This is a genomic window from Paraburkholderia sp. MM5482-R2 (assembly GCF_050436125.1).
Classification (GTDB): Bacteria; Pseudomonadota; Gammaproteobacteria; order Burkholderiales; family Burkholderiaceae; genus Paraburkholderia; species Paraburkholderia tuberum.
The window spans coordinates 1,185,453-1,200,966 of sequence record NZ_JBNDLP010000002.1; the positions used below are offsets into that span (position 1 = coordinate 1,185,453).

Here is a 15,514-nt window from a genome sequence, read left to right on the forward strand (position 1 = left end):
TATTGTTTTTTCGATTTTTCGGTATAGATTTACTGGGACGAACGGATGATGTGATGGAGGTTAATCATGCAATCCTCAAAGGTCGAAGTAATACTTCTAACGGACTGCGACCGACGGACCTACGATTATCTGGTCAGTGAGTGTGGCTTCACGCGTGTGAGTAAAGCCATTGAACAACTCCCGGGACGAAGGCGCCCCTATGTTTCGAATATTGCCAAAATACTCGGGGTTACCATTCCGGAGAGTGTCGTGATAACGCCCAGGGAAGCCGGAAGAGAACATCTGGCGCGACTGAAGAAGCTACTGTCTGTCCCGACCGACCATGGCAGGTAGCGGCGCGACCCACATTGGGCTTTGCCGCTCGCTGGAACGGGCGTCGTTCGATGCCCTTATTTCTTCGCCGAGAGGTATCATCCGTGCATCACTAGGCTGGGATTCGACAACGGATGGCCTCCTGTCATATTCCGGGGGTCGCACAACTAGTAAATGCAGAGCGCATCATGTCCAGGGCAGGCGACAATGAGAGGCCATTAAAAATGGGCACGGCAAGTGGCTACAGAGAAAAGCTTCAGCGAAAAAACGAGTGCTGACGATAAAAGCATTGGTTTCGAGTATCAGTATTACTACTTTCTCGACAGGCTGCTTAATCTAAAGAGCGGTCAGTCAGTTGGGTTGGAGGTAAAAGATGACGTGCATACCGACCTCGACGCCGACTGCCAACTCCTTTTTCAGCTAAAACATACTGTCAAGAAGGCTGCCGGTGGCGCGCCCATTGCTTTGCCGCAGTTGGACGTTGACCGTGGAAGACTCTCTATAACTGGTCTCAAATTATCGTCGACGAAGCCGATGGGCGCACGACCATCGGGAGTCAACTCGCGTTTGTACGGAAGACCGAATTTCACTTGGTGACCAACAAGTCAGAAAGCAAGACAAACGATTTCTTGGTCTTGCATGAGAAATTTAATGCAGGTGAGGCCGATTTTTCTCAAATTCAGGCGGCGCTAATTGTTCTGCAAAATAAGACGACCGATTCAACGATTAAAGGCTAAATCGCAGCGGTGGTCTCGCTTAACGACGAGATTTCCGAACAGTTTTTTCGGCGCGTGTTTGTCGAGTTATTTCTCGATGACATCATTGGCAAAGTCAAGCTATCAACTCGGGATAAGTTCATAGATTCGAGCCGCATCGACGAAGTTTTCGCCCGTCTCGATTCCCGTATCCGAGAAGACAACTTTTATACCGTCAAGGCTGGCCAGTCGATACTTGTCGCCTGGGACCACTTTATGGAGAAGTACAAGAATATTTTTGTTGACGGGCGTAGCAAAAACCTTCGGGAGCCCAGTTTTAATCCAGTTTTGCCAGACAAGATATTCGCACTTCTTTTCATCAAGCGCCTGATAGAGATTGAAGCAATCGGACCTGATGATACAGAAACAGCACTTGAATATACGATGCACAGGCTTCGTATTGCGCGTTATCTTGAGGCATGGTTGCAGAGTGGGGACTTGCTTTCGGATGAGGTGAACGCACTTCACAGAGAGGTCTTCACCAGATGGAAAAACAAGTTTCAGTTCGCCTTCAAGAAATACGCGACACTGTCTGCCGTTCTCGATAAAGCGCTTGAACTTTTCGTGGAGTTGCGGGAAGAACGCTTCAAGGTGGGTCCTTCCGAACTCAATACGGAGTTAAGCAATGGGGAACTCTATTATCTTTCAGATGAGGGGAAGATTGGTTGGCATCGGGATTGGGAGTCGCTATGAATGAAAGCTGAAACGGATACAACAACATTGGGCATTTGTGCGACGGCGCTGATGAGTGTTATCGAACGTACAGGGGAGCTCCCGCTTGCGAAGGCGCTGCTGGTGATGCCGTTAGTAATGCACGACGCCACGTTGTCATTTTTGAGCAATGCAAGTGTCCGGAAGCGAGAAGCTGCTGCTCTCACGTCGGTGCGCTGCTGTCAGACCGTTTTGCGCGGTCAGCATTGCACCCGCGACTTCCAGCACCTGACCCGGAGCAGCTTTCGCATAGAACAGCGTGCGATTCCCGATTGCAGCCATCATCCGCTCCTTGTCTGAAAGCAAACGACAGGGCGCTGATTTGTCGGCCGGGGGTCATCCATAAAGGTGTTCAAGACCAGGCCCGCCGCTAAAAGGTAAGCGCTAGACGCAGGATATTTCCTGCCGGCAGCTTACCTTGACAAACCCGCTACTTGACCCCGCAATCTTGCACCACGACGTCGACTTTGCCGCCCTCGGGCGGGCGGTGTGATGGCGGGTATCGGAGGAAGGGTCACCTTCCTCCGCCTGAACGAAAGCGGTGTCTTCATCGACGGGCGCGTTCCCCATTTGCTGGACGACTGAACCCTGGCGCTTCGTTCGAACGGCGGAGGCGCGCCGGCGGTCTTCCGGGTGTCCGGTTCCAGGCCTGTCACATTTTCGAGCCAGCCTGGTAATCGTAGGCGTTGAGTTTGTTGAGCTGAATCACCTTTTCGAGGCGTTCTGCATCCGACCCGACATACCGGGCGACTACGTCTGACGTCGGATTTGGAGTGTAGGCCCACTCGACCCATTGACTTTTTGGCAGGTATGCCGCAAAGCGCAGGGGCTCAGTGAAGCTGTCAGGCAGGAATTTCAGAGCATCCGGCTTCGACGCGTGTGCAAACAGGTCCTGATTCCACCAGTTCCCCCTGGCGGGCCCGCCCGCTTGTGCGAGGGCTACCGCATTGGCGGTTTTGAGCGGGACCTGAGGGTCTATCGAGGTCCGGCGCCCCAACCTTGCCGGGTCATTGGGACCCGGGCCGCCGTTTGCTGGCCCGGGATTGCCTACGGGTTGCCAGCCGGGGTAGTTCACCCGAAACGTAGCGTTCGTCTGGAGATACCGGATTACGGCGAACGACGCTGATTCGCAGAACACCTCATCATCCGCTTTAAAAAGAACCGGTTTTTCCCCCAGCATGGGCTTTTTAATAACCGTAGCGCGTCCTTCGGTCGACAGGATGTAGCAGATACCCGATGCCTCATACAGTTCGGCGACATCAGGAGGTTCGTCGGCGAATGTCAGGGAGGGCTGGGCCACTATTCCGCATAGCAGGGTTGCGGTCAGGGCCTGCGCGATTGATACGCGGCTTGGGCTCATGCTTTTGGCTCCTGACGTCGCGATGCCCGGATGGCCAGCCATCGGCTAAGCCGCTCCATCCAGCGCGAGAGAAAGGGGTGGATTGCAAGTGCCGCAATGACAAGGACAAAATCCAGCCACAGCACATTGCAGATGAAGAACAGGCCGAGCCCCGCCAGGATGATAACGCCGGTGGAAATCAGGATGGTTCGTAGCTCAATTTTTCTCCAGGTTTCCTCGTGGTCTGCGCCCGACACCGCATCGGTCGCACGGCCCGCATGCCGTGCCTTCAGGTAGGCAATCAGGAAAAATGGCAGCGTGAGCGCCAGGTCAAGAGCCGTGCGCGTGCCATGCGTGAATTCGAAGAGTGGCTCAAAGGCGAACGTGTAGGCGCCGATAGAGTGGAACAGGACGCCGGGTGCTTCCTCATGCCAGGGCGGATGGAATACGTCACCGCCATTTCGTCGGGAATTGTTGTCCCCAAGAACAACTATCTTTCCGGCGAAGTCCGCTGCGGCCCGTTTGATGGCAGAGGAGTCCGTAGCCAGGGAACGTTCGGTGTCCATCTGGTCGAGTTTGCTGTAGTTGAGCAGGCGTCCGCGCTCTTCATCACTTACCGTTTCAGGGCGGGCTTGCGCCTCCGCTTCTACGTCTGAAATCACGAACGGCTTCAGCCAGGCGTAGGTTTCGGGCAATCCCTGTGGCCCTGCATAAGCCTTCGCCAGGGCGTACCCCATCGCGGGAAGCTCCTGTTTCTGAGGGTAGACGACCAGCCATGGCCTCGCTCGTAGGGTGACGTTGCGACCTGGAATCTCGTTTCCGGCGAGGTCCGCTGCAAGGCTTTGGTATTTAGCCTGATTCAGCCAGCTCTCGGGAGCCATGAACCGGGTTCGGTACACGCCGAGAAATACCGGAGTGGTTTTGCTGGTCTTCAGGCAGAAATCGAAGAATGCGGGGTCTTCGGTACGGCTTATATAGCCGTGCTCGTCAGGCGAAAAGTCAATGTCGACTCCAATAGCCTTCGCGCCTACCGCATTCAGGGCGGTGATTATGTCAGTGAGTTCTTTTCTCGAGGTCGGCGCAGCGGCGGTGAAACCATCTTCAAGTTGCTGAATATCGAGGACCACCACGGGCAGCCGCTGATGGGAAAATTTGGAGAGAAACATCTCGGACCCGGAGAACACGCTGGTCTCGGTCCAGCGGCCGGGCGGCGTCTTCTCGAACCAGTTTTTCGTAACCATCAGAGCGGCGGTCACGATGGCGGCGTAGGTCAGGTCCAGCACGACTCGTCTCCACCTTGAGCCCGGAGGTGGAAGTGGAACCTCAGGCGGAGTGTCCGCTGGCGTCGTGTCGTGCACTGCCGTGTCGTGGGCAGCCGGCGCGCTGCCCGTCTGGCCCTTCCCCTGACCGGTAACAGTTGGCTCTCCGGGTGCGGCTGGCCGTTCGGTCTCGGTCTCGTTCTCGCCAGGGTCCGCACGGTCTTCTTCAGGCTTCTTTTCTTGCTCGTCGCTCACGTTTCCTCCGTCAGAACTAACAGAAAAGTGACAGGGCGTATTCGTCTTACTTTATGCGGGAACGGGAAGCGGTTCGGCGAAATTCGCAGGTAATGGGAATAGTAATTCACAAAGGCGCATTCGTGAGAGGTTGTCGTTCCTGACGCCGCCCGTCCTCCAACGATGCAACCGACCGGCTTCCCGTCCCCGACCCGCTCCTCAAACGAAGGTACCGTCCGCCTGAAAGCAAGCAGGCCCTAATTCACGTTACGCGAATTTCAAAGACTTCGGCGGCCAACAGCTTTCGATATTGTGTTTCCCGGGACGCCGGCCCTGAGCTGTTTGCGAACTTCAACAATCGATTTGAAGACAGCCTCGTTTTATCTCTAAATGCAGTTCAGTTGTTAATTCATCTCGGCCATATGAAGTTGCGGGGAAATCTCGTGCCAGATATTCCGATGGACATTTCGCCTGACTTTGGAGCGAGAGCCCAACGCATCGTTAATCGAGAATGTCGGCACTAGCTCGAACCATATGTTTTTGCACCTCATCCAGTTCCTGGCGCTTCATGAGGTGGCAATCAACAAGAAATCTAAGCTTGTCCCAAGCTTCTGGTTCTGGACCAACCAAGTCGACCGTACTACGGGGAAAAGGACAAGACGCGTGAGGCGAGGGACAAACATAGCGACAACGCGAAAATTTCAGCTGCATTCGGGCTGCCGGACAGGTTCATCGAGCGTATGAACTCGGAATACCAGACCCAATTTCAGATGATAGTTTTTGAGCACGTACCCAGGTCGTTATTAGAGGGCATGCTGCATGTGACCTCGTGGAAGAGTTTCGCAATGGCAATGCTTTGATTCCCCAACGTTGGATTCCATAGCGATTGGGACTAACGGACGGTCCATCGGGGCGGCGTCCTCGCCCCGGTCTGCAGTGCATCAAGAACGTTACGGGCAACGCGCGGTATATGGGTGCGCCCTCGTTCGGCGAAAGGAGGCTTCAAGGCGTCGTCAGCGCTCCTCAAGTTGATTCACCAAGCAAATCGGCGGGGTCGACGTCCAGTGCCTCTGCGATTTTCTGCAAGTTGTCGAGAGTGATATTAGTCACTGCCCGCTCGACTTGGCTTATGTAGGTGCGATGGAAACCACAGTCCTCGCTGAGCCTTTCTTGCGAAACCTTCTTTTCTAATCTCAACCTGCGAACCTGTAGCGCTAAGCGGCGGCGCAGCCAAGGGTTCACCGTTTTGTTATCAATTTCGTCCATGCGCGGAGATTGTCGGAACACCGGCCGTTCGTCTACCGTGTAAGCGTCTACTGTGTTTACATCTACTCGACAAACATCTATAATTGCCCTAGCTCAGCTTGCCGCGAACAGCACATAGCGAGCCGTAGGCGCGGTGCTCTCGATTTGAAAAGGTTTGGGTCAAGGTCCGAGACGCGAAACTAGTGACGCATCTATCTTTGTGGGATGCGAACGGAGAGAGCATGGTTTTCATATTTTTCTGCGTGAGTGGGGTTCTCGGTTCGATGAGTCGCCATCCATCACTGACGACACGCGAAAACGCGCCAGAGGCCACGCGCTCGCTAGAGAAGGATGTCCTGCGGTTGGGAAGAACGCTTAGCACGTATCCTGGCGCGGTGATTGTTGTCGGGAACGACTGGCCTCTCTGCTACGATTTCAGGAATCTCCGGGAAGCAGGTCATGAGTTCGGGCGGCGCGTAGTCAACGTCCTCAATACCGTAGGGAGTACGAAGGAGCAGGCGGTGCTGGATTTCTGCGCGAATCGCCATGACCCGTTTGTCATCCTCGCTTCGCAGGATTTTGAGTTTTCGCATCGCACCGCGTCGTCGCGCATTGATGTCGACCAACAGCGCGGGTTTGACGAAACTGCACGCGCCGCGCTTGAAGTCCACCTGCGCGGTTTCGGCGCCTGTGCGACCGACACGCTTTCCGATGACGATATTTTGCGTGCGACAGTAGGAACCTATGCCCTGCGAAAGGCGCGAGACATTAAGTCTCCAATTCGGGCTAATGAGGACGCAGCTTTTCAGCGTCGTCTTGCAGAGATGCTTTTCGACGTCAAGAGAGAAGAACGATGAAGGTGCAAGTCGCCTCTGATTTACATCATGAGATAACTGTCGTGATGTCTGGGTAATTCTCGAAGAGCTTGAATCGGAACAGCATGGCTCCCGAACCTCAACCGGAGACAACCAATGTCGCTTTATCTACATCAATCGTCTAGCGAAGGTGACGAAACCGTGCGCCTCGAATCGTGGTCAATCCGCCGGTTTGATGGTGGCGCTAGACATTTCGTCGGTTTCTCGCTTGAAACTCACGATGGGCGGGTGAGTACGGAAATCACTGAGCTGAACGTCGAAGCTAGAACCGCGAGGACTGCCAGCGGACGCAAGTACGAGTTGGTTGGTGGAAGCGGATACAACGGCGACGCCGAGTATGTGTTTAATAGAGTCAAGGAAATCATCGGGAAGGGTCAATCCTGGAAGGACGTTACAGAGGAACTCATACCGGGTACCCGTCGACCAAGGCAACGTATCGAGTGGCCCGAGGACGAGCAGTAAGCTGGCCGCTACTTCAGACTTGTGACTTCACGGCGCCACATGAGGAACGCCTGAATGAACCACGCCGAAGGACGGCCCATTTTGTGGAGGGCTCGCGTGCACGCTGGTGAGTACCTCGGGGAAGGCGAGGCGCTCCCGTTGCTGAGTACGGCGAGGGGGGAAGCCGGGTTACGCGATGTTCGACAGTTGCTTCCTTCGCCTGCGGCCTGCCACCTGGCTGCAATGCTAATCAACCTGAGCGAAACGTCACGCGCCTATTACCCGCTTGAGCCCCTAGCAACACCTTGCCCGCTGATGAGCGTATTCGTCGAGAGGATTTTAAATCGCTGGACGAACGAAGGAGAGCTTGTCGCCCGCGTCGATATTGTTTTGGAGGGTCGTTTCGCATACGCGAGTATTACTTCAAAAAGCGAACCCCGCACAGACATTCCTCCCGTAGCGTATGACCGAAAGGATGGTGTCTGGGATATCGTGCTTAAGGTCCTCAGAGCGATTTTTCCCATGCACCGTGGTCCCTGATGGGGGCCTGAATGACGAGGTAAGACATGAAGAAAGGAGCGCAAATGAAAGTTCGCGAACTCATCGCCTGGCTTGCGGGCGCTGACCCGGACAGTGTCGTTGTATTCCTTGACTCCTATGCCGATAGCGACGAGTCAGGCGAAATTCGAAAGGTGTTTATCCCGTCTGAACCGTGGACGCACGAAACAGGCTATTCCCTCGGCATCAGGCATGAAGGCCGGTACCCTGGCCATCCACGGGCCGATAACGACTGCCACGACGTAACCGAAACTCGCGAGCACCTGGCCGTAATGTCGAACGGTCCAACGAATCTCATATATGACGGCGTTGTCTAAAGCGAGGGCAAACGAGGGGGAGGAAATGACGATGCCAGACGAAAGGGCACTCGCACTAATCCGTGCGCGCGAACTGTTGGTTGAGCTATCACAGTCGCGAGGAAGAATTGGCACGCAGGCGTTGCGCGAACGGGCCAAGCACATATTACGTCACTATCCCGACAACGGCATGGTAGCGCTCATCGCCATGGAGACGGTGTGGCTAGACGTGCCACGACGGATATAGGGGGATGCGGGAAGCATCATGGTGTAACGGAGGATGTCTCCAGTGCCAGATACGCCTCTGACTATCTAGCGAACCGAAGAATTTCGTCTACGATTGCCGCTATTGCACACAGGTTCCGAAACAAATACGTACATCGTCGTCTTCAATTTCATCGGTTTGTCGAAGCACGGGGTGAATCGCAATGACCTTTTCGGATGAAATCGAACAACAGGCACTTGCCGCAAGGCGCCAGATGGTGCGTTCCGGTGAGCTGGTGAAGGAGGATGAATTCCGCGAGCAACTGCACGTCAGCGCTGTGCACCTCGCGCGCATGGTTGCAAGGGGAAGCGTGTTCACGATAGAAGTTGATGACGTCCATTACTTCCCATCGCTCCTAGCGACCCCCAACATTGACCTCAAGCGATTGCATGCAGTTTGCCGCATCCTCGGCCCGGCGCCGCCATCCTGCAGACTCGGGTATCTGTCGTCAAGGCACGCTAACATCGGGGGCATTTTTCCCCTCGAAGCGCTGAGCGATGAGAGGAAATTCCGGTTGCTTTGTCGGATGGCAAGGGCGTACGCGGCGGAATGGTCGCGAACTGTTGTCACGATTTATGCGGGCCGCTACGAGGAGGAACCAGTTGATACAGAACCCGCATTGACAGCGGCTGATGAGATAGACCCACGGGTTAATCTCTGGAAGCGTGCAGAGGGTGCGCTACGACACGGAGGGTATATTTGGCCGTGCGGACCCTATCCCAGGGCGAGCGAGGCTACGGCATACATCGCTCGACATCCCGCCGGCGAGGCTCCGTCCATTCCTGATGCACGTATTGATGTGAGCGTCGTTGACGGTATCGCACATGCAATCGTCGTTCGTCACGAAGGGTCGACGTACAAACTGGACGCAATTCGAGTCGCTGACGAGGACGACATCGTCAGCGTCGTACTCTGTGTCGTTGTAGCTGCGAGAAAGAGCGAGTTCAAACCCGCGCGGCTATCGAAGTCGAAACAACGGGGGACGCGATGACCCGGTTTAAACCGAACGCACGTCAGCAGAGGCTGATTAAACAGGCACTTGCGGCTCATCGCAGAGCACAAGCAAGTGGCCGGCATGCTCCAGACCGCCTTGTTGCCAGGTGGAGTGCGGAGGTTGGAATTGACCGGAGGGAAGTGGCGGCTGAAATACGGAAGAAACGTCATACTGCACTATTGTGCGCAGTTGTCAAAGCTGGTAATTGGATTGCTACCCGGTTGCGCCGCTGCTACGCGAAGAACGATACGCAGAAATAGTGAGCGACGACGTCTCGACAGAAGACCCGAAGAACTTTTACACAATAGAGTCAATGACTGAAAGTTCTCGTGATTTGGTGCATGAGAAATCGGATAGGCAAGTGGTCTTCCTCGACTTCGACGGAGTCCTTCATCGCCTTTCTGCATATCGTACGCGACGTGGGCTCGTGAGCAGTGACCCCAAGATTCAACTTTTTGAATATGCGTCGGTCCTCGAAGAAGCACTCAGGCCGTATGACAACGCGGAGGTCGTTCTGTCAACATCCTGGGTGCCGACACTCGGATTCAATCGTGCGAGAGATGCGCTGCCGATAAGTTGCCTTCGAGCGCGCGTAGTCGGCGCGACTTTTCACTCGAGGTATCACGATGCGTGGGCTTGGCCGAATATTGGACGCGGCGTACAGGTGCTGCGATATGTCCGAGTCCACCGATTACGGTACTGGTTAGCCATTGACGACCACGACGACGGATTCGAAGGCTACGATGAACACCTCGTAAAATGCGATGAAAAGCTGGCACTCGGCGATTCTGGAACGGTCGAGGTGTTGCGAAGTCGGCTGGCAGAGCAATTTTGCGAACAGAGCGGTGCTTCTTGACCTGAACGGAGTCTGCCTCGCAACGCCCGTCGCGCGGCTCGACATTGTGCTGGATGAGCATTCCGTGTTTGCAGGGCCGACGGCGGAGAACGAGCCTCGGACAGGTGTTCTCCGGTCGCGTCCGACGATAGCGATGGTGCCAGACATCAATGATTGACGTTTATATGGCTAATTCCATCAAATCAACGAGTTATGCAGCGTCGCTGCGAGTCCCAGAATCGACTTCGATTTGCCTCGCACCACAACGGTTCGGTCTGGCACAACATGCCACACAAATCGCGCACCGAATGTAGTTCCCAATGCTTTTCTCGCCCCCGCCGGTGTGGTCGTCCGGCCTCTCGCTGTCGGCCGAGACAGCCGATAGATTCCCCTTTCGTGATGAGGCACTTTAGTTAGGCGTTGACCCGAAAGCGCTTCGCAGGAGCTTTGAGGGAGGCGCCATGTAGCCCTCACCACGGGCGCCTGTTCTCCGCCCATAGTTTCCGGGATGTGGCAGTATTCAAACCGAAAGACAATCGGGCGCTCGTCCGTCTATTGACCATCCGGGGATATTGCCAGTGCATATTGAGTGCTTGTGGGTAAGTCATTTTAGAGGCATCGAAAGCTTGGGCTGGCGACCCGCGCGGGGCGTAAACTGTTTGATTGGCCCAGGGGACAGCGCGAAGACGACCATCCTTGACGCGTTGGAACTTCTGTTTGCTGAGCGCCAGAACGCGACCTTCGATGACCTCGACTTCTACGATACTGACACCTCGAAGGCGATTTCGATAAGTGCAGTCTTGTCTGGGCTTCCCGCCGAGTTCCTACGCGACGACCGGTACGGCTTGTTGCTGTCGGGGTGGAATGCGGCGACGGGACAGTGGACTCCCGAACCGGCGGAACATCTCGGCATCAAGCCAGTACTAAGCCTGCAGCTTGACGTCGACAGTACGCTCGAGCCGTCGTGGTCAATCTACGTTTCGCGCAACGGTATCGTGGGCAAGTCCCGGCGTTTGAGCTTTGCGGACCGCAAGGCAATGGCTCCGGCAAGGCTCGGCGTGTACGCCGACCGCCATCTTTCTTGGGGGCGGGGCTCGTCCCTTCAGCGGGTTGGCTCGCACCCGGAACAGCTGCCAGCGACGCTCAACGCCCTGCTTCGCTCAGCACGCGACAACTTTGCAGCGGGTAGTGCCACGGCGTTCTCCGATGTAGTGAACGCAATCGCGCCCGACATCGCCAAGCTAGGTGTGAGTGTCCGGAGCGGGTTGGTCGCAAATCTTGACCACACCAGCTTCTCGATGAATGCGAGTGGTGTAGCGCTGCATGATGGAAATGTGCCGATGCGTTGCATGGGAACAGGTTCGTCTCGGCTGGCGGTGGCCGCATTGCAGAGCGCCGAATCCGCCGGGAGACAGTTCCTGCTGGTCGACGAACTCGAGTACGGCCTGGAGCCGCATCGTATTTCACTTCTAGTCAGCCATTTGCGTCAGCGCGTCGCCAGCAGCGGGCAGGCGTTTATAACGACTCATTCGACGGCGGTCCTTCGCGAAGTGCGTTTTGATGAAGTTTTCGTTTGTCGACGCAATGCGAATGACGGCACTGTGAAAATTTCTGAGGCCGCGACGACCACTACGCCGGTCCTTGAAGCGAAGCGATACGTTCGCGACAAGGGCGAGGCCCTGCTTGGAAAGACGGTACTCGTTTGCGAGGGCCAAACGGAAATCGGGTTGCTGAAAGGTTTCGCCGAGGGAACGGGTCGAAATTTTCAGGCAAGCGGTGTCGTTCTCGTAGACGGCGGCGGTGACCCAACAGTCTTCGCCGTCGCACTGCACTTCGCCAAGCTAGGCTACCGCACGGCGGTACTCACGGACAGCGACCGGCCAATGGACAAGAAAACGTTCGAGGAACTCGTGACGTGCGGCGTTCGCCATTTCGCATGGGGGCAGTCGCGCTGCACCGAGGAGGAACTGTTTTCTGGACTGCCCGTTGCTCTGTTGGGCGACCTGCTTGCATTGATTGCCGAAAGTATCAGCCTTCCCCGGTTGTTACAGGAGCTCTCGCGGTTGGCGCAAGTCACGTTCAACAGCCTCGATGAAGTTGCACCATATCTTTCGAACCCGACGGCAGTGCAGGCGATTGGAAGCCAGGCGAACAGGTCGAAGTGGATTAAGAACCACTTCGACCTTTGTTTTGAAATTGGTTCGAAGGTTCTGTCCACGGCTGACCTGCTGGGCGAGGGCAGCCTCGATGGTCATCTGCGATTGCTCACTGACTGGTTGACGGCCAATGATTGAGGTCGCCGTCGGGCAAATGCTGGCAACGCGAAAGGGAGCCATCGAGGCTCCTGCCGGTACGGGAAAGACCGAACAGATTGCGCTCGTAGCCGGCACTCTTCCGGGGCGCTGGCTCGTGCTTACGCATACGGTCGCGGGCGTTGACGCAATCCGGAAGCGATTGAAGAAGTATTCAGTGCCTGACGCGAAGGCCCAAGTCGAAACGATATCAGCATGGTCTCACCGCTGGGCGCGCGCATTTCCCGAGAATTCGCATCTACCAGTTCAATGGACGGCAAAGGAAAACGATTGGTCGACAGTTCAGCGTGCTGCCGCTGACCTTGTCGAGAGCGGTGCGGTCCAGAGCGTCCTCGCTGCGTCTTACGATGGCGTGCTGGTTGATGAATATCAGGATTGCGCGGAGTCTCAGCATCGACTGATATGCGCACTAAGTCGGATGATGCGCTGCTACGTGTTTGGTGACCCTTTGCAGGCTATATTCGGCTTCACCCGAACCGACCGCGTTGTCGACTGGCACACGCGCACACTGCCTGAATTTCCCCTAGCCGGACAGCTCGCGACTCCGCACCGCTGGAATGCCGTGGACAACGCCGAACTGGGTGCCTGGCTGCTCTCAGCGCGACCCGGAATTCAGGCAGGCAAGATTGACTTGACCAATGTGCCGCAATCCGTCGAGTGGGTGAAGTGCGAGGCTGGGCAGCCGGTCACCGATTTGGGCAAGTTCTGTTTCGTTCGTTCACAACAGCCCGGACAGACGATGGCGGTACTCGACTCCAGTTTCGATGCAGTACGTCGGGCGAAGCTGGCGAAAACCATTGGCGGCACGACCGTCGAACCGGTGTCCGGTAGATGCGAGCGCGGCTTCTACGACTCCGTGCGCAATACCACCGGTATGAAGCGTGTGGCGGCCGTCCTTGATTTTGCAAGCACTGCATTTGCGGGAGCCGATGCCTCAGGCAAGAAAAAACGGGTCGAAAGTCTGGTGGCAAACCCGGGGCGCCAGAGAATCCCTGCGTCTCCTGCAGAGATTGCGCTTTGCGCGGTCGCGCGCGATGCCTCGTTCCGGAATGTCGTGGATGCGTTGAAGTGCATCGAAGGCGAAGGCGGCGTTACCGTGACTCGGCCTGAGCTCGTCTATGGGATTAATGCCTCTTTACGCCTTTGCGTTGAGAATCCGGGTCTCTCACTGGAAGACGCGACATGGCAAGTTGCCAACACGCGACGCGAGCGTGGCCGAATCGTGCGCAACCGGTCCGTCGGAAGCACGTTGCTCGTCAAGGGACTGGAATTCGACCACGTTGTTATAACACCGGATGCGTGCCGGACCAGGCTTGAGTGGTATGTCGCCCTGACACGCGCGACCCGGTCCGTGCGAGTGCTCTCGCCACACCAGTTATTCACCGTCGGCTGACGAGTCGCTGATTGTTTTTTGCACGAGGCTTCTGGTTTTGATGCTCCGACTCGGCGCAACCTGTGAGGAATTTTGTGCGTTGCCGATTCGGTACTGACTACCGGAGGCTGTCAATCCACGCACGCGCCCAATCCAAGCGGGCATGTTGCGCCTCTTCTTCTGTGTCGAAGCACGCGAGGATGCCTGAGGATTCAACCAGCTTGCCGCTCAACGTTATGGTTCCGCTCGCCGCATAGCGTTCCGGTTGAAGGATGTCCGCTGGCTGCAGGATGGCATGCCCCCACACACAGTAGCCGTGATAGAGCTGTGACTCCATCAGTGGGAAACCACAGCAAAGGCCCCGCGAGCAGTTACGCGGAGCACATTGCCTTCGGGTGTTATTTGTCGTGGAATGTCTGACGTGTCTGGCTCGTTCGCGGGGACGGCTTCTTGCAAGTGGCGTTGCTTCGCCATGAGCTTGGGCGGGGCTGTCGGCGTGAGCCGCGCGTGCACCTTCACCGTATGCGAAACCACATGTCGATGAACTGCGAGCTTGTGCGTAGTCTTGACGTGCCTGGGCGCGCACGCACGTGCCTCTGGTGGATTCCAAACTTCCGTGTAGGTGCCAGCCGCGAACACAGTCGGCGCGAGCGTGGCCATCATTAACGCCAATCCAATTCTTGTCACGAATTCTCCTTGCTGGTTGTTCGTTTCAGCCACTCCTTGCAACCGATACCCTGTCCGACACATCCGCCGTCGCAGCCGACGCAATACTGCCGGTCACGTACCTCCGTGCTGGCGCGCCACACATTTTCCTTCGCTGGACTTGCTGTCCCAACGGCGCGGCCATTTTCGCGTAGAAGACAGGCTCCCCTGCTTTTCCACGTCTGACCGCATCGTCACTCGCCTCATCGCCAAAAGCGGCGCGCAACTTTGCCACGAATGCCGCGAGTTCAGGCATCGGATGGCTGACCTTGCGAACACGTGCAGCCATTGCGGCTTGAATTGGCACGCGGAATCTGGTTAACGGACCTTCGGAAAAGGCATTCGGAGTAACACAGTCTGCTTGCCGTATGATTCAAAGGGCCGAGACGGGTTTCTGCTAATGTCCACCGCGTCGCGCCAACGGGCTCCCCGCGAAAGGGTCGTTGTGCCAGTCCACCGCCTCACGGCTACGCTGTGGTGCTGCCGCTTCTGACGACAGTGCAAAGTGGTCTAATGATTGCCCAGCGCTAATCGCCTGCTTCAGCCATTGGGGCATTTCCCCTTCGCCACTCCACGTGTCGCCTGTTGCACTTCGGTAGCGCGCTTCTTTCTGTTTTAACTTGTCGCTCGCTAATGCTAGTGCCAAGTCGTCTGGCTCAATGCCAAACTCCTCCATCCGGCGACGGAGATAAGCAATCATGCTGTCTCGCTTCCGCTCGTCCATGAATTATTCCTTTTCTAAAATAATTGTCCGGCATTCTTTTCGAACGTCGATTGTTGTGAGTTGCCTGCGCAAGCATTGCGTCCATAAAATCCGGGCGTTGCGACCGTGGCAGGTTGCCGCATCATGGGATTCGCGGCGGGGTAGGCGCAAGCGGTCCTTTCCGACTGAAGAACCAGGACGCGGGCTCTTCGACGGCGTATTCGCGCGTTTGGATTGATACAGAACCTTCGGGCACTGTATGAACGCATAGCAATAGTATGCACGCATGTGGCATAGTGCGGC

The 15,514-nt window shown here is 56.2% G+C and carries 17 protein-coding genes and 1 pseudogene; 13 read left to right on the plus strand and 5 right to left on the minus strand.

Features of this window, described 5'->3' with window-relative positions; all coding sequences use genetic code 11:
• Positions 1-549: 549 nt before the first annotated feature.
• The 3 genes from OKW37_RS08440 (at position 550) to OKW37_RS08450 (ending at position 2,078) form a co-directional block, all read left to right on the plus strand.
• Complete coding sequence (locus tag OKW37_RS08440; RefSeq protein WP_429407053.1) at positions 550-909, plus strand: hypothetical protein; 360 nt, start codon at positions 550-552, stop codon at positions 907-909.
• A gap of 149 nt (positions 910-1,058) precedes the next feature.
• Positions 1,059-1,760, plus strand: coding sequence for a hypothetical protein (locus OKW37_RS08445; RefSeq protein ID WP_429407051.1), 702 nt, complete (start codon positions 1,059-1,061; stop codon positions 1,758-1,760).
• Positions 1,761-2,078 (plus strand): hypothetical protein, encoded by a 318-nt coding sequence (locus OKW37_RS08450; RefSeq protein WP_429407049.1) that lies wholly within the window; start codon positions 1,761-1,763, stop codon positions 2,076-2,078.
• 352 nt (positions 2,079-2,430) lie between these two features.
• Here the strand turns inward: OKW37_RS08450 and OKW37_RS08455 are convergent, their stop codons facing one another.
• Both OKW37_RS08455 and OKW37_RS08460 read right to left on the minus strand, forming a co-directional pair.
• Positions 2,431-3,138, minus strand: coding sequence for a hypothetical protein (locus OKW37_RS08455; protein ID WP_429407047.1), 708 nt, complete (start codon positions 3,136-3,138; stop codon positions 2,431-2,433).
• Positions 3,135-4,400 (minus strand): CHASE2 domain-containing protein, encoded by a 1,266-nt coding sequence (locus tag OKW37_RS08460; RefSeq protein WP_429407046.1) that lies wholly within the window; start codon positions 4,398-4,400, stop codon positions 3,135-3,137. Before OKW37_RS08460 ends, OKW37_RS08455 begins: the two co-directional genes overlap by 4 nt.
• A 687-nt stretch (positions 4,401-5,087) precedes the next feature.
• Here OKW37_RS08460 and OKW37_RS08465 point away from each other — a divergent pair.
• A pseudogene (locus OKW37_RS08465) lies at positions 5,088-5,470 on the plus strand (DUF3732 domain-containing protein).
• A 163-nt stretch (positions 5,471-5,633) separates the two neighbouring features.
• Here OKW37_RS08465 and OKW37_RS08470 read toward each other — a convergent pair.
• Positions 5,634-5,876: a helix-turn-helix domain-containing protein gene (locus OKW37_RS08470; RefSeq protein WP_429407044.1), complete on the minus strand. Its 243-nt coding sequence runs from the start codon at positions 5,874-5,876 to the stop codon at positions 5,634-5,636.
• A 221-nt stretch (positions 5,877-6,097) separates the two neighbouring features.
• On the opposite strand from OKW37_RS08470, the gene OKW37_RS08475 reads away from it, so the two are divergent.
• The 9 genes from OKW37_RS08475 to OKW37_RS08515 all read left to right on the plus strand — a co-directional run bounded on the left by OKW37_RS08475 (position 6,098) and on the right by OKW37_RS08515 (position 13,824).
• On the plus strand, positions 6,098-6,712 hold the full coding sequence (locus OKW37_RS08475) for a hypothetical protein (protein ID WP_429407042.1): 615 nt from the start codon (positions 6,098-6,100) through the stop codon (positions 6,710-6,712).
• A 114-nt stretch (positions 6,713-6,826) separates the two neighbouring features.
• On the plus strand, positions 6,827-7,192 hold the full coding sequence (locus OKW37_RS08480) for a hypothetical protein (RefSeq protein ID WP_429407040.1): 366 nt from the start codon (positions 6,827-6,829) through the stop codon (positions 7,190-7,192).
• A 54-nt stretch (positions 7,193-7,246) separates the two neighbouring features.
• The gene (locus OKW37_RS08485; protein WP_429407038.1) at positions 7,247-7,711 is read left to right on the plus strand and encodes a hypothetical protein; all 465 of its coding nucleotides are present in this window, start codon (positions 7,247-7,249) and stop codon (positions 7,709-7,711) included.
• A gap of 44 nt (positions 7,712-7,755) precedes the next feature.
• Positions 7,756-8,046 carry a hypothetical protein gene (locus OKW37_RS08490; protein ID WP_429407036.1) on the plus strand — a complete coding sequence of 97 codons (291 nt, stop codon included), beginning with the start codon at positions 7,756-7,758 and terminating at the stop codon, positions 8,044-8,046.
• Between the two features lie 31 nt (positions 8,047-8,077).
• Positions 8,078-8,272 (plus strand): BPSL0761 family protein, encoded by a 195-nt coding sequence (locus tag OKW37_RS08495; protein WP_429509918.1) that lies wholly within the window; start codon positions 8,078-8,080, stop codon positions 8,270-8,272.
• Between the two features lie 181 nt (positions 8,273-8,453).
• On the plus strand, positions 8,454-9,281 hold the full coding sequence (locus OKW37_RS08500; protein ID WP_429407033.1) for a hypothetical protein: 828 nt from the start codon (positions 8,454-8,456) through the stop codon (positions 9,279-9,281).
• Between the two features lie 316 nt (positions 9,282-9,597).
• The gene (locus OKW37_RS08505) at positions 9,598-10,140 is read left to right on the plus strand and encodes an HAD domain-containing protein (protein WP_429408459.1); all 543 of its coding nucleotides are present in this window, start codon (positions 9,598-9,600) and stop codon (positions 10,138-10,140) included.
• A gap of 683 nt (positions 10,141-10,823) precedes the next feature.
• Positions 10,824-12,413, plus strand: a complete 1,590-nt coding sequence (locus tag OKW37_RS08510) for an ATP-dependent nuclease (protein WP_429407031.1) — start codon at positions 10,824-10,826, stop codon at positions 12,411-12,413.
• Positions 12,406-13,824, plus strand: a complete 1,419-nt coding sequence (locus tag OKW37_RS08515; RefSeq protein ID WP_429407029.1) for a UvrD-helicase domain-containing protein — start codon at positions 12,406-12,408, stop codon at positions 13,822-13,824. Before OKW37_RS08510 ends, OKW37_RS08515 begins: the two co-directional genes overlap by 8 nt.
• A gap of 97 nt (positions 13,825-13,921) precedes the next feature.
• Here OKW37_RS08515 and OKW37_RS08520 read toward each other — a convergent pair whose 3' ends face one another.
• Together OKW37_RS08520 and OKW37_RS08525 are read right to left on the minus strand one after the other, a co-directional pair.
• Positions 13,922-14,140 (minus strand): hypothetical protein, encoded by a 219-nt coding sequence (locus OKW37_RS08520; RefSeq protein ID WP_429407027.1) that lies wholly within the window; start codon positions 14,138-14,140, stop codon positions 13,922-13,924.
• A gap of 765 nt (positions 14,141-14,905) precedes the next feature.
• Complete coding sequence (locus OKW37_RS08525; RefSeq protein WP_429407025.1) at positions 14,906-15,232, minus strand: H-NS family nucleoid-associated regulatory protein; 327 nt, start codon at positions 15,230-15,232, stop codon at positions 14,906-14,908.
• Positions 15,233-15,514: the final 282 nt, after the last annotated feature.

Excerpts from the sequence above, each read along its gene's own strand:
- OKW37_RS08520 (WP_429407027.1), bottom strand. The coding sequence starts at position 14,140 with ATGGAGTCACAGCTCTATCACGGCTACTGTGTGTGGGGGCATGCCATC.
- OKW37_RS08490 (WP_429407036.1), top strand. The coding sequence starts at position 7,756 with ATGAAAGTTCGCGAACTCATCGCCTGGCTTGCGGGCGCTGACCCGGAC.
- OKW37_RS08480 (WP_429407040.1), top strand. The coding sequence starts at position 6,827 with ATGTCGCTTTATCTACATCAATCGTCTAGCGAAGGTGACGAAACCGTG.
- OKW37_RS08470 (WP_429407044.1), bottom strand. The coding sequence starts at position 5,876 with ATGGACGAAATTGATAACAAAACGGTGAACCCTTGGCTGCGCCGCCGC.
- OKW37_RS08475 (WP_429407042.1), top strand. The coding sequence starts at position 6,098 with ATGGTTTTCATATTTTTCTGCGTGAGTGGGGTTCTCGGTTCGATGAGT.
- OKW37_RS08525 (WP_429407025.1), bottom strand. The coding sequence starts at position 15,232 with ATGGACGAGCGGAAGCGAGACAGCATGATTGCTTATCTCCGTCGCCGG.
- OKW37_RS08495 (WP_429509918.1), top strand. The coding sequence starts at position 8,078 with ATGCCAGACGAAAGGGCACTCGCACTAATCCGTGCGCGCGAACTGTTG.
- OKW37_RS08485 (WP_429407038.1), top strand. The coding sequence starts at position 7,247 with ATGAACCACGCCGAAGGACGGCCCATTTTGTGGAGGGCTCGCGTGCAC.
- OKW37_RS08515 (WP_429407029.1), top strand. The coding sequence starts at position 12,406 with ATGATTGAGGTCGCCGTCGGGCAAATGCTGGCAACGCGAAAGGGAGCC.
- OKW37_RS08450 (WP_429407049.1), top strand. The coding sequence starts at position 1,761 with ATGAAAGCTGAAACGGATACAACAACATTGGGCATTTGTGCGACGGCG.
- OKW37_RS08500 (WP_429407033.1), top strand. The coding sequence starts at position 8,454 with ATGACCTTTTCGGATGAAATCGAACAACAGGCACTTGCCGCAAGGCGC.
- OKW37_RS08505 (WP_429408459.1), top strand. The coding sequence starts at position 9,598 with ATGACTGAAAGTTCTCGTGATTTGGTGCATGAGAAATCGGATAGGCAA.
- OKW37_RS08455 (WP_429407047.1), bottom strand. The coding sequence starts at position 3,138 with ATGAGCCCAAGCCGCGTATCAATCGCGCAGGCCCTGACCGCAACCCTG.